We start from the raw sequence: 17565 nt of genomic DNA, 5'->3' as shown, positions 1-17565 counted from the left end.
GTTTACCAAGCCGCCCCGGCGCCTCGCAACGCGGGATCCGCGCAGACGCCCGCAGTTCCGGCGAGTTGCTTTCGAAATCAGGATTCGCGCAGTCGCGTTCCAACCGCGAAAAGCACAATGCCCGCCAGCAGGCACGCGGGCATCACGATCAGTCGGATCCCGAAATACAACTGATACACAATCAGCACAGGCAGCACTGAAAGCACGAAAAGCTGCATCAGAAACCCAATACGCTGCGTCATGGAAGACTCACTCCGGATCACCGATGCAAAGCCGGCGATTATCAGATATCGCGTCGGCGGTCGTCACTGCACTTCAGCCGCCGGATGGCCTTCACGGGACGAACCCCGGCCTCGCCGAACTTGTCCCGCGTGCCCCGGGGATTCTGCCCCGGTGAGATTTCAGCCGGGCGCGCCGCTTTAATCAAAGCACGCTGCGCCGTCCACTATTCCAGAGTGAAGTAGGCCGGTTCCAGTTCCTGAGTCTCACCGGCCGTGACGGTGACGGAATACTTGCGGTCAAGCCAGCCCTTCTTTTCGTGCCAAATCCGAAACTCATGGTCGCCGGCGGGCAGATTGTTGATTTCAAAGCGGCCTTCTTTGTCCGTCACAGCGGCGTATGGATGGTCCAGAACCAGCCAGTGAGCCCGCATCCACGGATGAAAGTCGCATTTCACCGTGACCGGAAGTGACTCCCTGGACGTCGTGCTGAACCCCACGCCCGCACCCTTTGCGGTATTTGCCGGCACAATCACATTCGCTGGCTGATTGCGAATGAAGATCACATTCGTGTTGTGAGCGACCGGGTCGCTGTTCAGCACTTCCACCGTCTGTCCCGCCTGAACGAACAGCGCGTGCGGGATGAATTCACAGTTCTTCTGGTCAAAGGTCACCGTGTCTTCCTTCGCGGCCGCGTCCGGATGAATGTCGCCGGGGGCTTTCGCGAGAAACACGAATACGTTCGCGATTCCGTGAGTTTCCTTGTCGACGATCATTTCCGGATTGATCATATCGTGCGCGGCGCATACGGCGGCATCCTTGACGTCGGCACCCTTCTTATGCAGCAAAGCCTGCTCGGGAACATCACCTTTCAGGCAGATCTGCCCCTTGATGGATCCCCAGTCAGCGGCCGAACCGGCTGACGCGATGCACAGGCAGGTCAGGGCAAACGACAATATCTTCATTTTTGACATCAGGTTTCTTCCGGGATATTGAACTGGCGGGTTTCGAATGGAGGGAGCCCCGACGTTGTGGAAAGGCCGTCCATCCCACCGCCAGGGCTGCGGCTATCCTATGCGCAGGACGGGCGAAAGTCGACTTTTGAAGCCGCATCCCCGCATTTTTCCGGCCGATGTTCCCGGCGTCAGGAAGGCTGCCAGACGGTCCGGTGCCCGTCGATCGAAAGTCGCCCGGAACAGACTCGGCGGATGGCTTCCGGATAGGCGATCTTTTCCTGTTCGAACACCAGACGCGCCAGATCGTCAGCACCGGCGTTGTCGGGAACAACCGCCGTCCGCTGCAGGATGATCGGTCCGTGGTCGTATTCGTTGTCCGCGAAATGCACCGTACAGCCGCTGATCTTGACTCCACGGTCGATCGCCGCTTCATGCACTCGGTGACCGTAATAGCCCTTTCCGCAGAACGCCGGAATCAGCGACGGATGGATGTTCAGCACTCGATACCGAAAGTCGTCGGGGATTTTCAGCAGCGACAGAAATCCTGACAGAGTCACCAGATCCGCTTCGCACCGCCGCAGTTCGCTGAACACCGCTTCGCTGAAGGCAGCCGTCGAATCGAAATCCCTGCGAGGCAGCACGATGCACGGCAGGTCCGCCCGCGCGGCGCGCTCGATGCCGCCGCACCCCGCCTGATCGGCGATCACCAGCGGGATCCGGGCATTCAGTGTTCCGTCACCCATGCAGTTCACGAAATTCTGCAGAGTTGTGCCTCCGCCACTGATCAGAACTCCCAGACGAACCGGGCGGTCGGTGATGGCGGGCAGTGTTCTCAATGACGGTTCCCAGTGACTTTGATCTGACGGACGAACGGTGTCCCCGGCAATTCCTCGGCGTCCGGAACTTCAGGCGACCCGGCGGAACAGTGGTACCCTGCGACGCAAACCAGTGCGTTCCACTCGGCGGCCTTTCGTCGACGCAGCGGCCCGAAGCCGTCCATGTCTCACCGAACCGCCGCAGTCCGCAGCCGCACACGGAGCGACAGCCTACTCCTTTACAGCGGCAAGTGACGAATCGGCGGCCGGAGTATCGCGCGGCGTCGCAATCTGCCGTTTCGCTTCCTTCAGCACGAATTCCGGGTCCATGAACGGTTCGTAGCTGATGTCCTGCCAGCGGATCAGTCCCGCTGCGTCGATCACGAATGTGCCGTGCAGAGTCTTCTGTTCAAAGTCATCGAAGCACCGATACTTTTTAAACACGGTCAGGTCCGGGTCGGCCACCAGCGGAAATTTGAAGCCGCCATCGTAGTTCTCATACGCCTTGCTGAGATCTTCCTGGCGGTCCGTGCTGACAGCCACAAGCTCGAATCCCGCTTCGCGAAACTTGTCTGTTTCGGGATGAAACTTCTGCAACTGTTCCGCACAGTGCAGACATCCGTAGCCCAGATAGAAGATCACGACCACGGGTTTGCCGTGATAGTCACTCAGAGCCACCGGTTTGTTTTCGACGTTCGGCAGCGACCAGTCGGGAGCCCTGACCGGCTGCCAGCGAAACGGGCCCAGCGAATCCAGTTCCGGCTTCGCTCCCAGGTCATCCGGCAGTACCCGAGCAGTCCGCCAGTCGTGGGCGAAGCCAATTTCGTGAGCAATCGGCGCCAGCTTTGCGAAGACAGGGACCTCGGAATCGATCGTTGAAGAAATCGTTCTCAGCTCATCGAACGCCTTTCTTGCGTCGTCCTTTCTTCCCACCTGCCAAAGCGTTTCGATCTGAGCCACCAGCGGCAGAACTTCTCCCGGCCGTTTGCCAGCGTGATCCGCGATCTTTTCGACGGCGGCGTCATTCTTTCCGGCGGCCAGCATAGCGGCGACGTGTTCCTCCGCGGGAACCTGCTTCGCCCGTTCGAACAGTTCCAGTGCCCTGTCGAACTCTCCGCGATGAAGCGCCAGCCGTCCGTCGATTTCGTCAATGACCTGCCGCAGTTCCCTGATGCGATCATCGTGCCTGGCTTCGGCGTCCGTGCGAGCCTTATTCACGGCAGCATCGTCCTTCTTCTGTTCAGTGGCCTTCTCCGCAGCGTCGTCGCCGGCCTTCTTCTGCTCCGCTTCCGTCGCGGCCACCAGTGACCGCAGCTTTTGACGAATCGCCTCCGCTTCGGCCACACGACCGGTTGCGGCAAAGGCCGACCCCAGTGCCCGATCAAGAAGCAGGTCTTCCCGGTCGTTACCGGTTTCTTCCAGCCAGGGAGTTTCCGCAAGTCGAATGACTTCATCGTGCAGCCGATAGGCCCGCAGGACATCCAGCAGGCGCTGGCGACCGTATTTGTAACTGCCGGATTTTTCGATGTGGTTGTATTTCGGATGCCGCGGCATTTCGATCATGTTCTTCGCCAGCTCAATCGCGGCGTGAACCCGACCGATGTGGATCAGGTTGCGAATGCACCATTCGTTATTGTGAGCGAAGTTGTGGATCTGATCGGGAAGAACCAGGTTCTCCATCATGTGAGCGTGATCGACTCGAGCCGACGCTTCCTGCTGGTAAACGGCGTCGTGATAGCGATGCAGCTTCGAATAGATATGCCCCGGCATGTGCCACATGTGAGCGATCGCAGGAGCCGCCAGTCCGCAGCGAGCAGCGGATTCCAGAGCATTCTTCGGCTTTTTTCCGTCCCACAGGTGGATGCGATAGTGATGCGCGGGATGCAGAGGTTCGACGTCCAGGATTTCCTGAATCAGGGCATTCACGGCCAGGTAGCTGGAGATCTTCACGTCATCACCGCGCGCCGACCACAGGAACTCGCACAGGAACGCCTTCGCTTCGATATCATCGGGAAATTCGTCCAGCAGGTTCTCCAGATCATCGATGTATTTCTCCGCACGCTCGCGCTTCTTGTCCTTGCTGTCGGTCTCCGCATTGATGTAGCGATCGAAAGCTTCGATGTAGAGCTGCTCCCGCGGCGATGCGCTGTCCTTTCGGTCCATCGCTTCCTTGATAAACCCTTTTGCGCGATCCGCGTTCGCTCGATTGGACATGGCCATGCCCCAGTACGCGATGGCACAGCCGGGATCGATGGCGGCCGCCTGGCGGAATGACCGCTCCGATTCGAAATACCAGAACCCGTGTAACTGAGCGACGCCCTGAGTAACAAACGCGGCGGCCTCCGGTTTCTCCGTGGTGGCGGAAAAACGAACGCTGCCGACTCCGTCCATCCGATGCGCCGCCTGGCGAGGCCCTTCGTTGAAGACTTCGCCGTGGCTGGAATGACCTTCCGGCAGGTTTTCGCCGTCGCCCGCCGGCTCAGCGGATGTCTGTCCCGGCTGGTCTTCAGCGGCCGCAGCCGCGTTCGATATGGGTACCCCCGAAACAAGGATACCACTCAGTGCGCTGCCACACACCAACAGCAGGGCGATGAAGGAAACGGTGAAACGTCGAAGCATGGCGGGGACTCACGTCGAAAAAGGCGGCGGGACGAAGCACAGGCCCGGCCATTGTGCGCCCTGGATTCGACATGAGCAAGCGCGCGGAGGCGACGATTCCCTCAAAGTGTGCATCGATCCGCATTCACGCGACGCTGTCCGAACGGCGCGTCCGAATTCCGCTGCCGCGGAACCATCATCCGTTCGACAGCAATGCCGAAACCGGTTCAGAACCGTGATCCGACAGCGGGATCGGGCGGCCGATGTTGCTGAGGTTCATGGCGTGATGATCAAGCCCCAGCGCCGCGCAGATGGTTGCCATGAGATTCTGAACCGACATCGGGTTCTCCGCGATCTCCATACCGTCGTCGCTGGTGGAACCGTAAACCTGGCCGCCGCGAATGCCCGCTCCGCCAAGCACGGTGCTCCAGCTTCCCGGCCAGTGGTCGCGGCCGGAATTCTCGTTGATCTTCGGAGTCCGGCCGAATTCTCCCATCCAGATCACCAGAGTCACATCCAGCAATCCTCGCTGTTCCAGATCGTTCAGCAGGGCGGCCCAGGCAGGGTCCAGAACTCCGCACAGCGACTTGACCTGTTCGAAGTTATTCGCGTGAGTATCCCAGCCGGCTCCGTTGCCGCTGCCGTCGGCGCCGCTGAGATTGACTTCAACAAACGAGACACCTTCTTCAATCAGCCGTCGAGCCAGAAGGCAGCCCTGACCGAACGGATTGCGACCGTAAGCGTCCCGCAGAGTTTCGTCTTCCGCTTCCAGATTGAATGCTCCAACCGCCGACGACTTCATCATGCGCACGGCCTGCTGATAGCTCTGCACGTGGCTGCTGCCCGGTCCGCCGGGTCGCTGAGCCAGAAAATCGTGTTCCAGTGATGTCAGCAACTGCAGCCTCGCATCGGTCTGTTCCACGGTCACTTTCGGCGACGGTTTCAGGTTCTGCACGTCGAATGAAATCGTCCGGTTTTCGCCGTCGCCCGCCATCTGGCCTTCAACCACCAGCGGAGACCATGCCGGACCCAGAAACCCCGGACCGAATGCCCCCGGACTGAACGCTCGAAACGGATTCACGCTGACGTATGACGGCAGGTCGCAGTCTTCGTCGCGAAGCTGCTTACTCAGGAACGCACCCATCGACGGATACTGAATCGGGCCCTGAGGCAGATAGCCGGTTCGCAGAAAATACGTCGCCCGGGCGTGGTCGCCTTCCTTTGTCGACATCGACCGGATCGGCGCCAGATGGTCCATCACCTGAGCCACCTGCGGCAGGTGTTCGCTGATGCGGATGCCGGCCACACTGGTGTCGATGGCTTTGGTCGGCCCGCCGTTTTCGTGGCCGGGCTTCGGGTCGAACGTTTCCATCTGGCTGGGACCGCCGGACATCCACAGCAGAATGCACTTCCGGCGCAGCTTCACGTCAGCCTGAGCCGCCGACGCCGCTAAAGCCGGCAGCCATCCCGAAGCGGAGGCTCCCAGCAGGCTGAGTGCCGAATAACGATGAAACATCCGGCGAGTGAACGATGAACTCACAATTCAGGCTCCCGAACGGGCGATCTCGATCCGTCGAATGTTCACGGCGGAACTGCAATCCAGGCCGCCGGCAACAATCCGCGACGAAAAAAAAACGCGACGAAAAAACTGTCTGCCTGAAGGATAAACGCCTCTCCGAGATTTGTCTGCCAATATTCCCCGGATCGAAACGCCCGCACCCGGTGCGCGTCTTCCCGCTCGAAACCGCCATCGGCGATGCTCCCCCGGTTCCAATCAACAAGCAGCCAACCGCATGCCGACTGCCGAAGACACGTCGGGAAGCGGCGTCCCGTTAAGTGATCGGCAGAGGAGAATTGACCAATGCAGAGCGGCAATTGCTTCACCCTCCCGTTTCAACGGGAGGGTCGCCGATCGAATGCCGTTCTAGGCGTTCGATCGCGGGAGGTGACGCACGGGGAACTCTCGATGCTCGGACGCCCTCCCCTCGTTTGATCGCCTGCACGGCGATCAAACTTCGACCCTCCCGTTGAAACCGGAGAGTATGTTCTCATCTGCCGCAGGCCTTAGGTTCGGCGACCTTCGCGGCCACGGAAAAAATCCTCAGCCCTACGCTGAAGTCATCAGCCAGCACCGGGATGGGGAATCCAGCTTTTACCAGTTCGACGGCATCTACAACGTCCGGCAGCTCACGGACGATGCTCAGGCGATCACGGACGAGTACGACTTCGACGCGTGGGGAGACCTTCGCAGTTCGACGGGCAGCACGGCGAATTCGCAGTTGTACAAGGGCAAATATCTGGCCTACCACCGCGACCCGAATTCCGGTCCGGAAACCGAGTACGCCCTGCACTATCGCCACTACAACCCGAAAACCGGCCGCTTGAAGAGCGAAGATCCGGCTGAGGATGACCTGAACCTCTACCGCTACGTCCGCAACAACTGATCCAGTCAACGAGGCCAGATCCCAGCGGGCTGCGGGAACGTGAGCGAACCGATGACGAACTCTTCCGGGACGCGGAAGAATACGCTTCAACCATTGACGCGGCGATTCCTCATCTCCATCCGCTACGAGCGGAATACAGGAAAACGATTGTCGACGAGTTTCGTCGTTCCGCGGACATCGTGGACGCGTATCGGATCGTTGACTTCTATGAAAACAATGAGGCCCGGATTCTGGCCGCTGCAGACTACCGCGAGCGAAATAAACCGCACGAACTGCGGCAAGTTGCACATTACGCGGAACTTGAGCGGCGACACTGGAGAAAGCGAAGAAAAGGCATTCGCCGATCTTGCGTTTCGCCGCCTCGATACGACAGACCGCGCGTCTGGATGCTTGAGCAAGCCTTCGAGAAGGGAATGGTCGGTGCTGAAGTCGAATCGCAGCTACGGGAACTGACATCCGTCGAGGAATATGACAAAGATCGCTGTGTTTGTGGAGCCAACAGCGGTTCTGGGGTTTGCATCGGGAGCGATTGGTGGTCCTGTCGGGTGCCGCGGCTTTTACTACGGCTCTCATGGCGGCGTTGGGCCTGCTTAGCAATGCAAAAGACATTTGCGGCTCGCCCCGGCTATTCAGTCGGATTGAGCAGGCTCGCTCTTACGAAGAACTGGAGACCTTGCTTCCCGAGTACATCGAAGTGCTCACGGAGCTGGCGATTGGCGGAGCCGCTTGTCGATACTGCTCACACATCGGCGGCCAAAGCCGGCGGAAAGGTGGGCCGCAACTACGAACTTGATTACGATCCGGCGACCGCAAGGTCGGACCGGCATTCCGAAAACGCCACGGGGACGCTGATTCCGGCAGCCCAAGGCAAGACCCCGACATTCCAACAGTATCAGCAGTTCGGCTAATGCCCCAGCAAGGAGATTCGTGGATGAGCTTGCCCTCTCACCCGAAGAAGCCCAGCGAGCAGCTCCTTGCGGGATGCAATGCAATCTGCTGGAACAGGCAAGATCGCCCATCACCTGATTCCCCTTGAGGCAATAACTAAACATCGGGCATTGCTTGATAAGGCCGCGAAGGGGGGCTTCAACATCAATGGGAAGAACAACGGGATCCTGCTGCGCCAAGCGATCAACCACATCGACAATCACCCGATCTACAATCGGGATGTCATACGTCACTTGGACTCGGTTCCAAAGAATCTGAATCCAACAGATACGGCACGCATGCTGCAGAATGCTGCCGACAAGTTAAGGAAGGCGATTGAAGATGGGACCTACGGGCCTTGGGGATAGCGTGAGGTATCGACATGACTGGAAGTGAGACCGTGGCAGAAGCACTGGTCGTCTTTCGTTACGAGTGTTGGCGACGCGTTTAGTAAAGGGCTTGATGATTCGCAGGGTCACCGAACAATTCGCCGAACGCCCCGTTCTGTGGACCGGGATGGTCGCGGACAAGAACGACTCGACGATGACGACCCAGGAGTTCAGTTCGATATGCCCTCAACAGTGGTCGTGTTGTCGGACGGACGCAACGCTGTTGTCGACTATCTGTTCGTGCACCTCAAAGCGAATGAAGTTGACTCGTGGCGGGATGTTGTCGTTGGAACGACTGTTCGATTCTGCACATCGATTGCACGTGGCAACGGGCCGTTTCCGGGGATTCAATGGTCGGAGCTTGACGAGCAGCGGGGCGTGCTCCTATTGGCGACCGAACATGGAGAACTCGTTGAAAGGGAATGATGTTATTTCGCTGCTGCATCACGACCTTCGCAGGCTCTGCCAGTTTGAACGGTTGCAGCTTGTCCGGTTGAGCAGGCTTCCAAGGTTAGAACACCGGCACGGCTTACAGTAGCGGCTTGGGCTTTTTGCTCAAGCTTTTGTTGACCGCCGAATCTCTCGGTAACCGGCTCATCTTCGACAGCCCGACGACGTCGTGTTTTTCGTCAGGCCACAGGTCCTCGTATTGCCGCTGATTTTGCTCTGCCAGCCATTCGTGAGGCGTTTTCACTCCCGGACTTCTGCGCAGGAAATCGTCAGATGCACGATCGCCAGACTTCGGGCTTTTCAAATCGTGACGTGACCGGCGGCGATCTGGCGGAACTCAGTCTGCGGCTGGCGGTGGGGTTGCCGTGTTCGGGGACGATCGACGTTCCCGCTGTCGCAGAACCTTCGAGGACTGGGTGAAGTTTGCTCGCCACAGGACGGCCGTTTCGATGCGGCGGGACCGGCAGCGGTACCTGAATGACACGGAGGCACGGTTCCGGATGCTGGTGCTGGTCACACTGGTCATGCAGGAGCTGGGTGTGCGTTACAATCAGAAATTCATGGCAGGCGACTTCGACGCCCGCGATTCCGGCAACCTGCTGCTGCACGGGATTCTCACGGGCCGCGGCGGTACCTGCGTGACGATGCCCGTGCTGTACGCTGCCATCGGACGACGTCTGGGCTATCCGCTGTTCCTGTGCTACTCGAATGCTCACGTGTTCCTGCGGTGGGAGCAGCCCGCGGAGCGATTCAACATGGACGCCACCGCCTGGGGTTTTCTGGAGGAATCGGATGAGTACTTCCGGAATTTCGTCTGTCCGCTGCGGAAATCCGACACGACTCGCGGCTACCTGACGAACCTGACACCGCGTCAGGAACTCGCCTGCCTGCTGGCTCAGCGAGGCCGCTGCCTGCTGGATCACCTGAGATTCGCAGAATCGGCGAAGCACTTCATGCAGGTACACTGCGGGAGTTCTCCAGGGAGCAGCGAGACGAGCTGATCGCGAAGCTTGATATCGTCGAAGAGGCCTTCGCGACGGGAGTCGGATTCCTTCCGCTCGTCGGAGATATGGCGGATCTGGCGAACTTCATCGAAGGCAGGGACCTGATCACCGATGAGGACCTCGGAATCACCTCACGATTCGTGCTGGCGGTCGCTGTCATCCTGCCATTTGTTTCGGGCAATACGGTACGTAAAATCAAGGAACTGCTTGGTAAACTCACCGAACGACTTCGGCGTGCAGGTCGCAGTCCCGCTTCGGACAAGTTGCTTCAGGCAGCCGAATCGGCAGTACGAAAGTCGGACGACTTTGAGAATCTCGGCGCCCCAAGGGGAACAAATTGGTTAACTGATACAATGAAAGGCTGGAGAAACGGGGAGGTTATCCCGGACAATGTACTCAAGCGGCTTTCAAGCCGCCTGAACCGCAACAATGTCTCAATCATCAAAAATGACTGGGCAAAGAGCGTCCTCGACAAGACGGGCGATGCGGCACAGTTCGTACGATTCAGGGACGGCAGCGCTGGCATACTACTACGACCAAATGCCACACGGTATCAGTTGCTGCACGAGCTAAAGCATTATGAACACTGGCTGGCGAACAAGAAGCTTTACGGCCAGCTCAGCCGACTTGAGCGTGAAGAATTCGTTTTCAAGGCTCTTCAAGAAAGTCACTACTGGAAATCGCTTACCGCTGCCGAGCAGAAACACGCGATTGAGCATATTGAGTACTTCCGGCGATTGTTTAGAAGCAACTGACGATCAGGAGACAAACGACATGTCTACAACGACGACGGTAACCAGCATTTGCCACGTTGCCGAAGAATTTGCAAAGCTCCAGGGCCTCAAAGATTTTGAAATCGAACGCGTCGTCCGTTCCCGCGAAGATGGAAAAGATGAGTGGATTGTTCAGCTGGGATTCCAGGACATCGATCCATTGATCGAAGACGACGGGCAATGCGCAATCATCATCGTTGACGCTCAGTCGGAAGAACCACGTCTGTTGGAAGGTCTCTGATCACGGTGACGGAACACTGTCGCCCGATAGCGTTCAGCTTCTGCATCACGACTTTCGCAGGCTGTGCCGGTTCAGTGGATTGCAGCCTGGCCGGTTGAGCAGGCTTCCACGGCTTGCAGTGTTGTACTTTGGGGTGGCACGACTGTCGGTGCCGGCTTGGGCCTTTTTCTCAAGCTCTTGTTGACCGCTAAATCATCCTGCAACGGATTCACAGGCGACATGCCCTGGTGCCTGCTGTCAGCGTTGAGCAGCAAGCCTTCCTTCTGCTGCCGTTCTCGCAGCCATTTGTCAGACATTTTCGTGCCGTTACCTGCCTTCGGAGAATCCCTTTCGCATCGAGGCATCGCCGGGACCGCTCTGGAGGAACTCAGCTTTCGGCTGGCCGTCGAGTTGTCGTGTGTCGAACGAATCGACATTTCGTCGTGCCAGCGAACATTCGACGAAAGGGTCAACTTCGCTCGCAGCACAGTAACCGCCGCCCTGCGACGCGACCGGCACCGGTGCCTGATACGTTTGCAAAGTTATGAGGAACCGTCACTGGGACTCATGCGGCCGCCTGTTCCGCGTTCGGCGGCGTGATTGCGGACTGGCGTCGCGCGGTTCGCTTTGGCGGGAACGAGGGTTCGTCATCGGCGAACGGCGGGATGTACGAGCGCGACTGTTTGGTTCCGATGTGGCGGGCGTGGTTGTCGCGGGACTGCCTGGCTGGCTCGTCACGCGGAGCGTGACGGCTACAAAAGGTTCGTCATCGGCGAGCATCGGCGAGCGGCGATGTGCGAGCGCGGCTGTTTGGTTCCGATGTGGCGGGCGTGGTTGACGTAGGACCGTGTGAGCGAAATGCACGCACCCGGTGCCAATGTTCCCGGCTCGAAACGGATATCGGCGATGTTCCGGTGCGGCAACGCCCCTCCCGGAACTCAGAAGGACCAGACCTTGGCGACCTGTGTCGCGGCGTCCAGCAGCTTTGAGTACATCGTGTCGGCAGAGGACCGATACTGAATTCCGTCACCGGGATCGACGTAGATCACCGTCAGTTTGCCGTCTGCCTGGACTTCGTAGCCGGTAATTACGATCCAGTGGGTCCACGCTCCATAGGCCGACTGCAGCATCAGCATCTGCCCGCGCGACTTGATCGTACTCATCCAGTAGTCGTCCTGCAGGAAGTCGCCGGTTGCGTGAGGGCGCAGGCCGGCGTCTTTGGCCAGGCTGCGGAACGTCGGTCCGGTCATGTAGGATCCGGTCTCGTAAAGGAATCCCCACTGCAGGCCAATTTCCGTCAGTGCCTCGGTCACGCGCCGGCGAGGCTTCCGCTTCTTCCAGTCGTAGATATTCGCCACGGCCGCTCCCCAGCACACATTGCTGGTTTTCTGACGATATCGAGGATAGATGCCGGGCGTGTCGTACCGGTGCGCGGTCGGCTTTGGTTTTTCCGTCAGCCTGGTGTAGACCTGTCGCGGCAGCCAGATCAGTCCGGGATCGGCCGCATCGGAAAACGCGAAGTTCTGCTTCTTCGGCCCGTAGGCTTTGCACCCGACGCGATTCCGCAGGTACCAGTTCACTTCGCGCGGGTCGTGTGTTCCAAACGCATAGTCCATCACGAATTTCGCGCTGCGACCGCCGCGTGAAGCGATGTTGGCAATCGTATCCGTATTGGTGACCTTGTACTGAATGCCGTCAAATGGGGCATAGTTTTCGGGCAATGGCCGGGACGGCGCTCTTTCAAAACTCGAATCGAGCGGGGGCAGATGAGGGGGCATTGTTCTTACTTTCTTTCAATTTCGTGGAAACAGTCAGTTGTTGAGTGATCGCTGTCCGAGGTTGGAAGCGACACGTTCCGCCGGGCATCCGCCTGCCTTCGTTCACGTGTTGACGGCTGGCAGGTGTGACTACGGGAATGAAGCTCGCCTTCAGCGCTCGAACAGCAGCAGGCGGTTCGGCGCGATCAGTTCCGGACTGCCGATGATGCGTTCCGGAAACTGTGCACCGCTGTGCAATTCGGTGATGGCGTTCAGGCAGATCACCTGATTCCCGCCGGAATCTGCCACGTACAGTCGGTCCTGCGAGTCTGTCGCGGCAAAGGACGGCATCACCCGTCTTGTCGTACCCGTCACGGAAACCACAATGTCCGGTGTCGCCGGGCCGTCGGTTGTGACGCATTGTTGTAGATCATCCCTGGCCTGATGTTCGCGCGGCAACCAGCAGGCGTCCCGCTGAGTCCACGTCGATGCCTATTCGGTTATCGAAGTCCATGTGATTGATCGTTCGGTTCGGTGTTGCATCACCGGGAATTGCCCGGTGTGTCGAACACCGCGATGTCCGATGTATCTCCGCGAGCGTCGACAACGTGGCGAGCTCCGGCTGCAAACCGGATCTGCTCCGGACGGCGCACGGCTGATCGACGCGAAACACCCGCAACGGAGTGACGTCGCCGCTGAAGGCCTGTGACGAGCTGATGTCAAACACCAGAATGCCGGTCACTGCGTTCGACAGATACAAACGCTCGTTCTCCCGGTCGATAGCGATGCCGGTTGGACTTTTCGATATCTGCGTGTTCCTGCCAAACACCATCCGGTCGGGCTTCCGGCTTCCGTTCGCGGTCAGCGGATTTTCGTAGACGGCAACCGATCCGCCGTTCGCGCCGCTGATCAGATAGAGCGCTCCGTGCCGATCGATCGCTGCGTCACGGGGCCTGCTGACCGTGCGGGCGCCGTGCATTAGCTCCGTTGTCGGCGTAATTCTCGCCCCGTTCAGCGTCTCAGCGCTGTCAAAGCCGACCAGTCCCATATTTGGACCGATCGCGAACAGAGACAGCCCCGCGTTTTGTAAGCGGTCCTCGCTGTCCGATTTCGATGAATTCTCCTCACTGCCCTGGACGGATCCGGCCAGCAGTACGGCACACAGAGCAACCGCACGTTGAGTATTCGCAAATGCAATACCGGACATTTCAGTCTCCAAAGTGATATGACCAGGGACGCGGTTCATGCCCCGCCGGACCGCGGGCCGCCGCCGCCCTGTGTTTGTCGGATTGACGAAAGCGACTCAGGGCGATTGGGCAACCGCTGCCGTGCGGGCGTTTGGTTCAGAGGTTTTCGGTGGTACCGATATTCAATGTGTGGATATGCAGATTTCCGCGGACCGAATCCGGTTCGTCATCGGCGTCACCCAGCAGATCGACGGCACCAACAACATCGTCACCTGTCGGCGAGTTGTTATAGGTGGTTTCGGTCAGGTACTGGTACGAGGCCATTCCCCAACTGCCGCTGAAGACCGGGCGGGCATCGGAATCGGTTGAAGGAGGAAACTGCTTCAGGTTGTTCGAGGACTTCATTGGCGCCTCCGGTGCGCGGTCCTCCAGTTCTGTTTCGCCGAAGTCCAGGTCGGACGCGCCGGGTTCCTCAGCGACCGTGGACGTGCTGATGTCTTCCGGCGGACTCACAGCGGATGCGTCGCAGCACACGGCTGAGAGCAGATTGCGCGTTTCGAGCACTTCCGCCGAGGACGTCGAGCGAATCAGGCCGGCTCGGCGTCGGCGCCGGGTTGATCGAAAAACATTTCGAAAGTTCGTGGACAGCAACATTTGAGGGTACCTTTTGCTGAAAGCAGAGAAAGTGATCGTGTCTGAACTTCCTATGCCCGTTTGGAACCGCAGTCCTTCACGTTTTTTCTGAATGGACAAAACTCCGGCGGCGCCAAACCGCCGTCAGCACTTCGGCGGAAGTCCACCGTCGTGCCGGAATTGATCGCGTTCGCATAGTCGCCTCCGTTTTGGCGTGCGCCGTGCGGGCAGGTGACAGCTCATCTGCCGCTCGCCTTCCCGTCTGAATCATTTGCAGCGTCGTTTGTTGCTGATCCGATTTGGCAGCGGTAATATCGGCCGGGCCGTTCGAAATCCGCTGCGCGAGTCGACTGCAGACAGGTATGGCAATGGTGCATGGCGATAGTGTCACTGAATGGCTGGTCGATCTGCGAAATGGCGACCAGTCGGCCGCTCAGCAGCTGTGGGACCGGTACTTCCGGCACCTGGCGGCACTGGCGGACAAGCGTCTGCGAACTCGTCCCGTGCCGGCCGACGGAGAAGACATCGCGCTGAGTGCGATGCACAGTCTGTGGAAGGGAGTTCAGCGCGGACGATTCGCGGATCTTTCGGACCGTGAAGGCCTGTGGAAACTGCTGGTGGCGATCACGGTCCGCAAGGCCAATCACGCGGTGCGTGACGAATTCCGTCAGAAGCGCGGCGGCGGTCGAGTGATCGACCAGGCGGGATTGGCACAGAACTCCGCAGCGGACGACGGCGCGGGAGCACTGGAGTTGGCACTCGGTCGTGAACCCACACCCGAGTTCGCGGCTCAGATGGAAGAAGAGATGCAGCGTCTGCTGGACATCCTGCCGGACGATGAATTGCGCGACGTGGCGATCTGGAAAATGAACGGACTGACATCGGCCGAAATCGCCGACAAGATCGGGAAAGCGCTGACAACCGTCGAACGCCGCTTGCGGCTGATTCGCACGTATTGGGCCGAGTCGGTGCCGGAATAGGCCGGACAGCGACACGATTTTTCGTCACGGTGAACGGTACCGGTGAGTTCACGGACAGAAAGTGAAGTTTCCGGATGCGAGTCTTCGGCGGGATCAGTCGTACTCCAATCCGGTTCGCCGGATCAATCATAGGCCCTGCCGATGCCGCACATCACGCCCTCCGACCTGTCTGCCGGTCAGCTGCAAATCATCAACGACAAATGCGACGCGTTTGAGAACGAGTTTCTTGCCGGTCGCGCGCCCCGTGCGGAGGACTATCTTGGCGGGATCGACGAACCCCTGCGCGGCGTATTGATCACGGAACTGATTCAGCTTGAGCTGCATTACCGGTCGGACTGCACCGTCCGCGAACTGGCTGAGCGGTTTCCGGAACTGAGGCATCGCGCATTTGACTGCGTTCCCGGCGCCGGCGACTTGTATGAGTTTCCATCGATCCCCGGCTATTTCATCATCGAGGAACTCGGACGGGGCGGGATGGGAATTGTCTATCTGGCCGCTGACCTGACGCTGCACCGCCGAGTCGCGCTCAAGATGCTGAATCAGACGACCAGGAGCGGTGAAGAATACCGGCGGCGTTTTCTGGTGGAAGCTCGGGCCGCCGCTCAGTTGCAGCATCCCAATCTGGTTCGGATTTTTGATTCCGGAGAATTCGACGGGCACCCGTTTCTGGTCTTCGAATACGTTGAGGGAGGAACCCTGGCGTCCCGCATCAAAAACGCGCCTCCGGACTTTGCGGAAGCCGCCGACATTGTCGAAGCACTCGCCCTGGCGCTGCAGTACGCACACGATCGGCACATCATCCATCGAGACCTGAAACCGTCGAACGTATTGATGGGCGAAGACGGCATTCCGCGTATCAGTGACTTCGGCCTTGCGAAACGGCTGGATGACGACAGTGACCGAACAGCGTCGGGTCACGTTTTCGGCACGCCGTCTTATATGGCTCCCGAACAGGCCGGGGGACTCTCGCAGGCCGCTTCGCCAGCCGTCGACATCTATTCGCTGGGCGCCATCCTGTATGAACTGCTGACCGGTCGGCCACCATTCAAAGCGGCCACGGTGATGGAAACGCTTGACCAGGTCCGCACGATGGAACCGGTGGCTCCCGGAAAGATTCGGCCGGCAGTCCCTCGCGATCTGGAGACCATCTGCCTTTTGTGTCTGCAGAAGGATACGGCTCGCAGGTACCAGTCGGCGCAGTTGCTGGCCGACGAAATCGGTCGGTTCCGCCGGGGGGAGTCGATCATGGCAAGGCCCGTCAGTTCCATGGAAAGGGTTCAGCGATGGTGCCGACGACATCCTCTGCCGGCGTCGCTGGCGACAGCCGTGGTTGCCGTTTCGGTAATCGGGTTTGCCGGAATCTGGTGGCAGTGGCGCGAAGCGGTCGCGCAAAAGGAACAGGCGCAGCTCAACGCATTCAAGTTCCAGGCGGAACGCGATCGTGCGCGGGAAGCGACGGAACGGGCTGAGGCCAGCGCCGCCGAAGCCACCAGTCAGCAACGGCTGGCGGAAGGCTACCTGTCCGCTGCGGAAAGCCGCTTTGAAAAAGCTCAAAAGCCGATTCAGGAACTGATCATTCTGGGGACCGAACTTGTCCGTCAGTCGAGCCTGGAAGCGCGAGGACGCGAGGCTCTGGAAAAGGCGGCCGCGTTTCGTCAGGAACTGCTGGAAGAGAAGTCCGACGATCCGAAAGTCCTGTTCGACACGGCGCGAACGCTGCATGTCCTGGCATGGACACTGCTGGAGCACGGTGAGTTTGATGAAGCCGATACGACGTACCGCCAGGCAATCGGAGTCTTCAGTCAGCTTCACGAGCAGCAACCCGCCAGCGTCGACTATCTGCGGGCGCTGCGCGATGCGTCGCTGCAGCGCGGAGCCACGCTGCAGCAACTGTTGAGACCGGAGGAAGCTGAGGAATGCTGCCGCGCCAGTGTGAACTATGGCACCCGCATTCTGGAAATCGGAAGCGCGGCGCCGCATGACCGCATCGGTCTTGCCAACGCGCTGACAAACTGGTCCGGAAAGCTGGTCGGACTGAAACGACGCGATGAAGCTGAGCGGGACACTCAGCGATACGTCGAAATCCACCGCGAAGTCATTGCCGGGCATCCGGACGTCGCGTACTTCCGCGAAAGCCTTGCTCTGGCACTTTCCAGCAGCGCCGGTCTGCTTTGGTCAACCGACCGCGACGCGTCCATCGCTGCCACCGAAGAG

19 protein-coding genes are annotated in these 17565 nt (G+C 59.3%); 9 read left to right on the top strand and 10 right to left on the bottom strand.

Going from position 1 to position 17565, the window contains the following annotated elements; translation table 11 throughout:
* Nucleotides 1–77: 77 nt before the first annotated feature.
* From R3C19_24270 to R3C19_24250, 5 genes are all read right to left on the bottom strand, one after another.
* Entirely contained in the window at nt 78–242 is a 165-nt protein-coding gene (locus R3C19_24270) for a hypothetical protein (GenBank protein ID MEZ6063476.1), read from the bottom strand.
* Between the two features lie 203 nt (nt 243–445).
* Nucleotides 446–1192: a carboxypeptidase regulatory-like domain-containing protein gene (locus R3C19_24265; GenBank protein MEZ6063475.1), complete on the bottom strand. Its 747-nt coding sequence runs from the start codon at nt 1190–1192 to the stop codon at nt 446–448.
* Nucleotides 1193–1362: 170 nt separating this feature from the next.
* Nucleotides 1363–2010 (bottom strand): phosphoribosylglycinamide formyltransferase, encoded by a 648-nt coding sequence (gene purN / locus R3C19_24260; GenBank protein ID MEZ6063474.1) that lies wholly within the window; start codon nt 2008–2010, stop codon nt 1363–1365.
* Nucleotides 2011–2220: 210 nt separating this feature from the next.
* Complete coding sequence (locus R3C19_24255; GenBank protein MEZ6063473.1) at nt 2221–4608, bottom strand: redoxin domain-containing protein; 2388 nt, start codon at nt 4606–4608, stop codon at nt 2221–2223.
* A gap of 175 nt (nt 4609–4783) precedes the next feature.
* Nucleotides 4784–6127, bottom strand: a complete 1344-nt coding sequence (locus R3C19_24250; GenBank protein MEZ6063472.1) for a DUF1501 domain-containing protein — start codon at nt 6125–6127, stop codon at nt 4784–4786.
* A 502-nt stretch (nt 6128–6629) separates the two neighbouring features.
* On the opposite strand from R3C19_24250, the gene R3C19_24245 reads away from it, so the two are divergent.
* From R3C19_24245 to R3C19_24220, 6 genes are all read left to right on the top strand, one after another.
* Nucleotides 6630–7031, top strand: coding sequence for an RHS repeat-associated core domain-containing protein (locus R3C19_24245; protein ID MEZ6063471.1), 402 nt, complete (start codon nt 6630–6632; stop codon nt 7029–7031).
* Nucleotides 7032–7744: 713 nt separating this feature from the next.
* Nucleotides 7745–7939, top strand: coding sequence for a hypothetical protein (locus tag R3C19_24240; protein ID MEZ6063470.1), 195 nt, complete (start codon nt 7745–7747; stop codon nt 7937–7939).
* Nucleotides 7940–8005: 66 nt separating this feature from the next.
* Complete coding sequence (locus tag R3C19_24235) at nt 8006–8326, top strand: AHH domain-containing protein (GenBank protein ID MEZ6063469.1); 321 nt, start codon at nt 8006–8008, stop codon at nt 8324–8326.
* Nucleotides 8327–9213: 887 nt separating this feature from the next.
* Complete coding sequence (locus tag R3C19_24230) at nt 9214–9798, top strand: transglutaminase family protein (protein MEZ6063468.1); 585 nt, start codon at nt 9214–9216, stop codon at nt 9796–9798.
* Entirely contained in the window at nt 9681–10556 is an 876-nt protein-coding gene (locus R3C19_24225) for a zincin-like metallopeptidase toxin domain-containing protein (protein ID MEZ6063467.1), read from the top strand. The genes R3C19_24230 and R3C19_24225 overlap by 118 nt, the downstream gene beginning before the upstream one ends.
* Nucleotides 10557–10575: 19 nt before the next feature.
* Complete coding sequence (locus R3C19_24220) at nt 10576–10815, top strand: hypothetical protein (GenBank protein MEZ6063466.1); 240 nt, start codon at nt 10576–10578, stop codon at nt 10813–10815.
* 71 nt (nt 10816–10886) lie between these two features.
* On the opposite strand, the gene R3C19_24215 is transcribed toward R3C19_24220, so the two are convergent.
* Complete coding sequence (locus tag R3C19_24215; protein MEZ6063465.1) at nt 10887–11111, bottom strand: hypothetical protein; 225 nt, start codon at nt 11109–11111, stop codon at nt 10887–10889.
* 4 nt (nt 11112–11115) lie between these two features.
* On the opposite strand from R3C19_24215, the gene R3C19_24210 reads away from it, so the two are divergent.
* Nucleotides 11116–11394 (top strand): hypothetical protein, encoded by a 279-nt coding sequence (locus R3C19_24210; protein MEZ6063464.1) that lies wholly within the window; start codon nt 11116–11118, stop codon nt 11392–11394.
* 338 nt (nt 11395–11732) lie between these two features.
* On the opposite strand, the gene R3C19_24205 is transcribed toward R3C19_24210, so the two are convergent.
* The 4 genes from R3C19_24205 to R3C19_24190 all read right to left on the bottom strand — a co-directional run bounded on the left by R3C19_24205 (nt 11733) and on the right by R3C19_24190 (nt 14392).
* Nucleotides 11733–12572 carry a papain-like cysteine protease family protein gene (locus R3C19_24205; GenBank protein MEZ6063463.1) on the bottom strand — a complete coding sequence of 280 codons (840 nt, stop codon included), beginning with the start codon at nt 12570–12572 and terminating at the stop codon, nt 11733–11735.
* Nucleotides 12573–12722: 150 nt separating this feature from the next.
* Nucleotides 12723–12902: a hypothetical protein gene (locus R3C19_24200; GenBank protein ID MEZ6063462.1), complete on the bottom strand. Its 180-nt coding sequence runs from the start codon at nt 12900–12902 to the stop codon at nt 12723–12725.
* A 79-nt stretch (nt 12903–12981) separates the two neighbouring features.
* A complete protein-coding gene (locus tag R3C19_24195) occupies nt 12982–13758 on the bottom strand; it encodes a hypothetical protein (protein ID MEZ6063461.1) in 777 nt (258 codons plus the stop codon).
* Between the two features lie 136 nt (nt 13759–13894).
* The gene (locus R3C19_24190; protein MEZ6063460.1) at nt 13895–14392 is read right to left on the bottom strand and encodes a hypothetical protein; all 498 of its coding nucleotides are present in this window, start codon (nt 14390–14392) and stop codon (nt 13895–13897) included.
* Between the two features lie 347 nt (nt 14393–14739).
* On the opposite strand from R3C19_24190, the gene R3C19_24185 reads away from it, so the two are divergent.
* Both R3C19_24185 and R3C19_24180 read left to right on the top strand, forming a co-directional pair.
* A complete protein-coding gene (locus R3C19_24185) occupies nt 14740–15351 on the top strand; it encodes an ECF-type sigma factor (GenBank protein ID MEZ6063459.1) in 612 nt (203 codons plus the stop codon).
* Between the two features lie 141 nt (nt 15352–15492).
* On the top strand, nt 15493–17565 hold a 2073-nt coding region (locus tag R3C19_24180), incomplete at its 3' end, for a serine/threonine-protein kinase (GenBank protein MEZ6063458.1).

This window comes from Planctomycetaceae bacterium, assembly GCA_041398785.1.
Classification (GTDB): Bacteria; Planctomycetota; Planctomycetia; order Planctomycetales; family Planctomycetaceae; genus JAWKUA01.
The sequence above is the reverse complement of the archived record's forward strand: the minus strand, read 5'-3'. Positions and strand labels throughout refer to the sequence as shown.

Excerpts from the sequence above, each read along its gene's own strand:
- R3C19_24270 (MEZ6063476.1), bottom strand. The coding sequence starts at position 242 with ATGACGCAGCGTATTGGGTTTCTGATGCAGCTTTTCGTGCTTTCAGTG.
- R3C19_24265 (MEZ6063475.1), bottom strand. The coding sequence starts at position 1,192 with ATGTCAAAAATGAAGATATTGTCGTTTGCCCTGACCTGCCTGTGCATC.
- R3C19_24255 (MEZ6063473.1), bottom strand. The coding sequence starts at position 4,608 with ATGCTTCGACGTTTCACCGTTTCCTTCATCGCCCTGCTGTTGGTGTGT.
- R3C19_24245 (MEZ6063471.1), top strand. The coding sequence starts at position 6,630 with ATGTTCTCATCTGCCGCAGGCCTTAGGTTCGGCGACCTTCGCGGCCAC.
- R3C19_24220 (MEZ6063466.1), top strand. The coding sequence starts at position 10,576 with ATGTCTACAACGACGACGGTAACCAGCATTTGCCACGTTGCCGAAGAA.
- R3C19_24215 (MEZ6063465.1), bottom strand. The coding sequence starts at position 11,111 with ATGTCTGACAAATGGCTGCGAGAACGGCAGCAGAAGGAAGGCTTGCTG.
- R3C19_24205 (MEZ6063463.1), bottom strand. The coding sequence starts at position 12,572 with ATGCCCCCTCATCTGCCCCCGCTCGATTCGAGTTTTGAAAGAGCGCCG.
- R3C19_24200 (MEZ6063462.1), bottom strand. The coding sequence starts at position 12,902 with ATGCCGTCCTTTGCCGCGACAGACTCGCAGGACCGACTGTACGTGGCA.
- R3C19_24195 (MEZ6063461.1), bottom strand. The coding sequence starts at position 13,758 with ATGTCCGGTATTGCATTTGCGAATACTCAACGTGCGGTTGCTCTGTGT.
- R3C19_24190 (MEZ6063460.1), bottom strand. The coding sequence starts at position 14,392 with ATGTTGCTGTCCACGAACTTTCGAAATGTTTTTCGATCAACCCGGCGC.
- R3C19_24185 (MEZ6063459.1), top strand. The coding sequence starts at position 14,740 with ATGGTGCATGGCGATAGTGTCACTGAATGGCTGGTCGATCTGCGAAAT.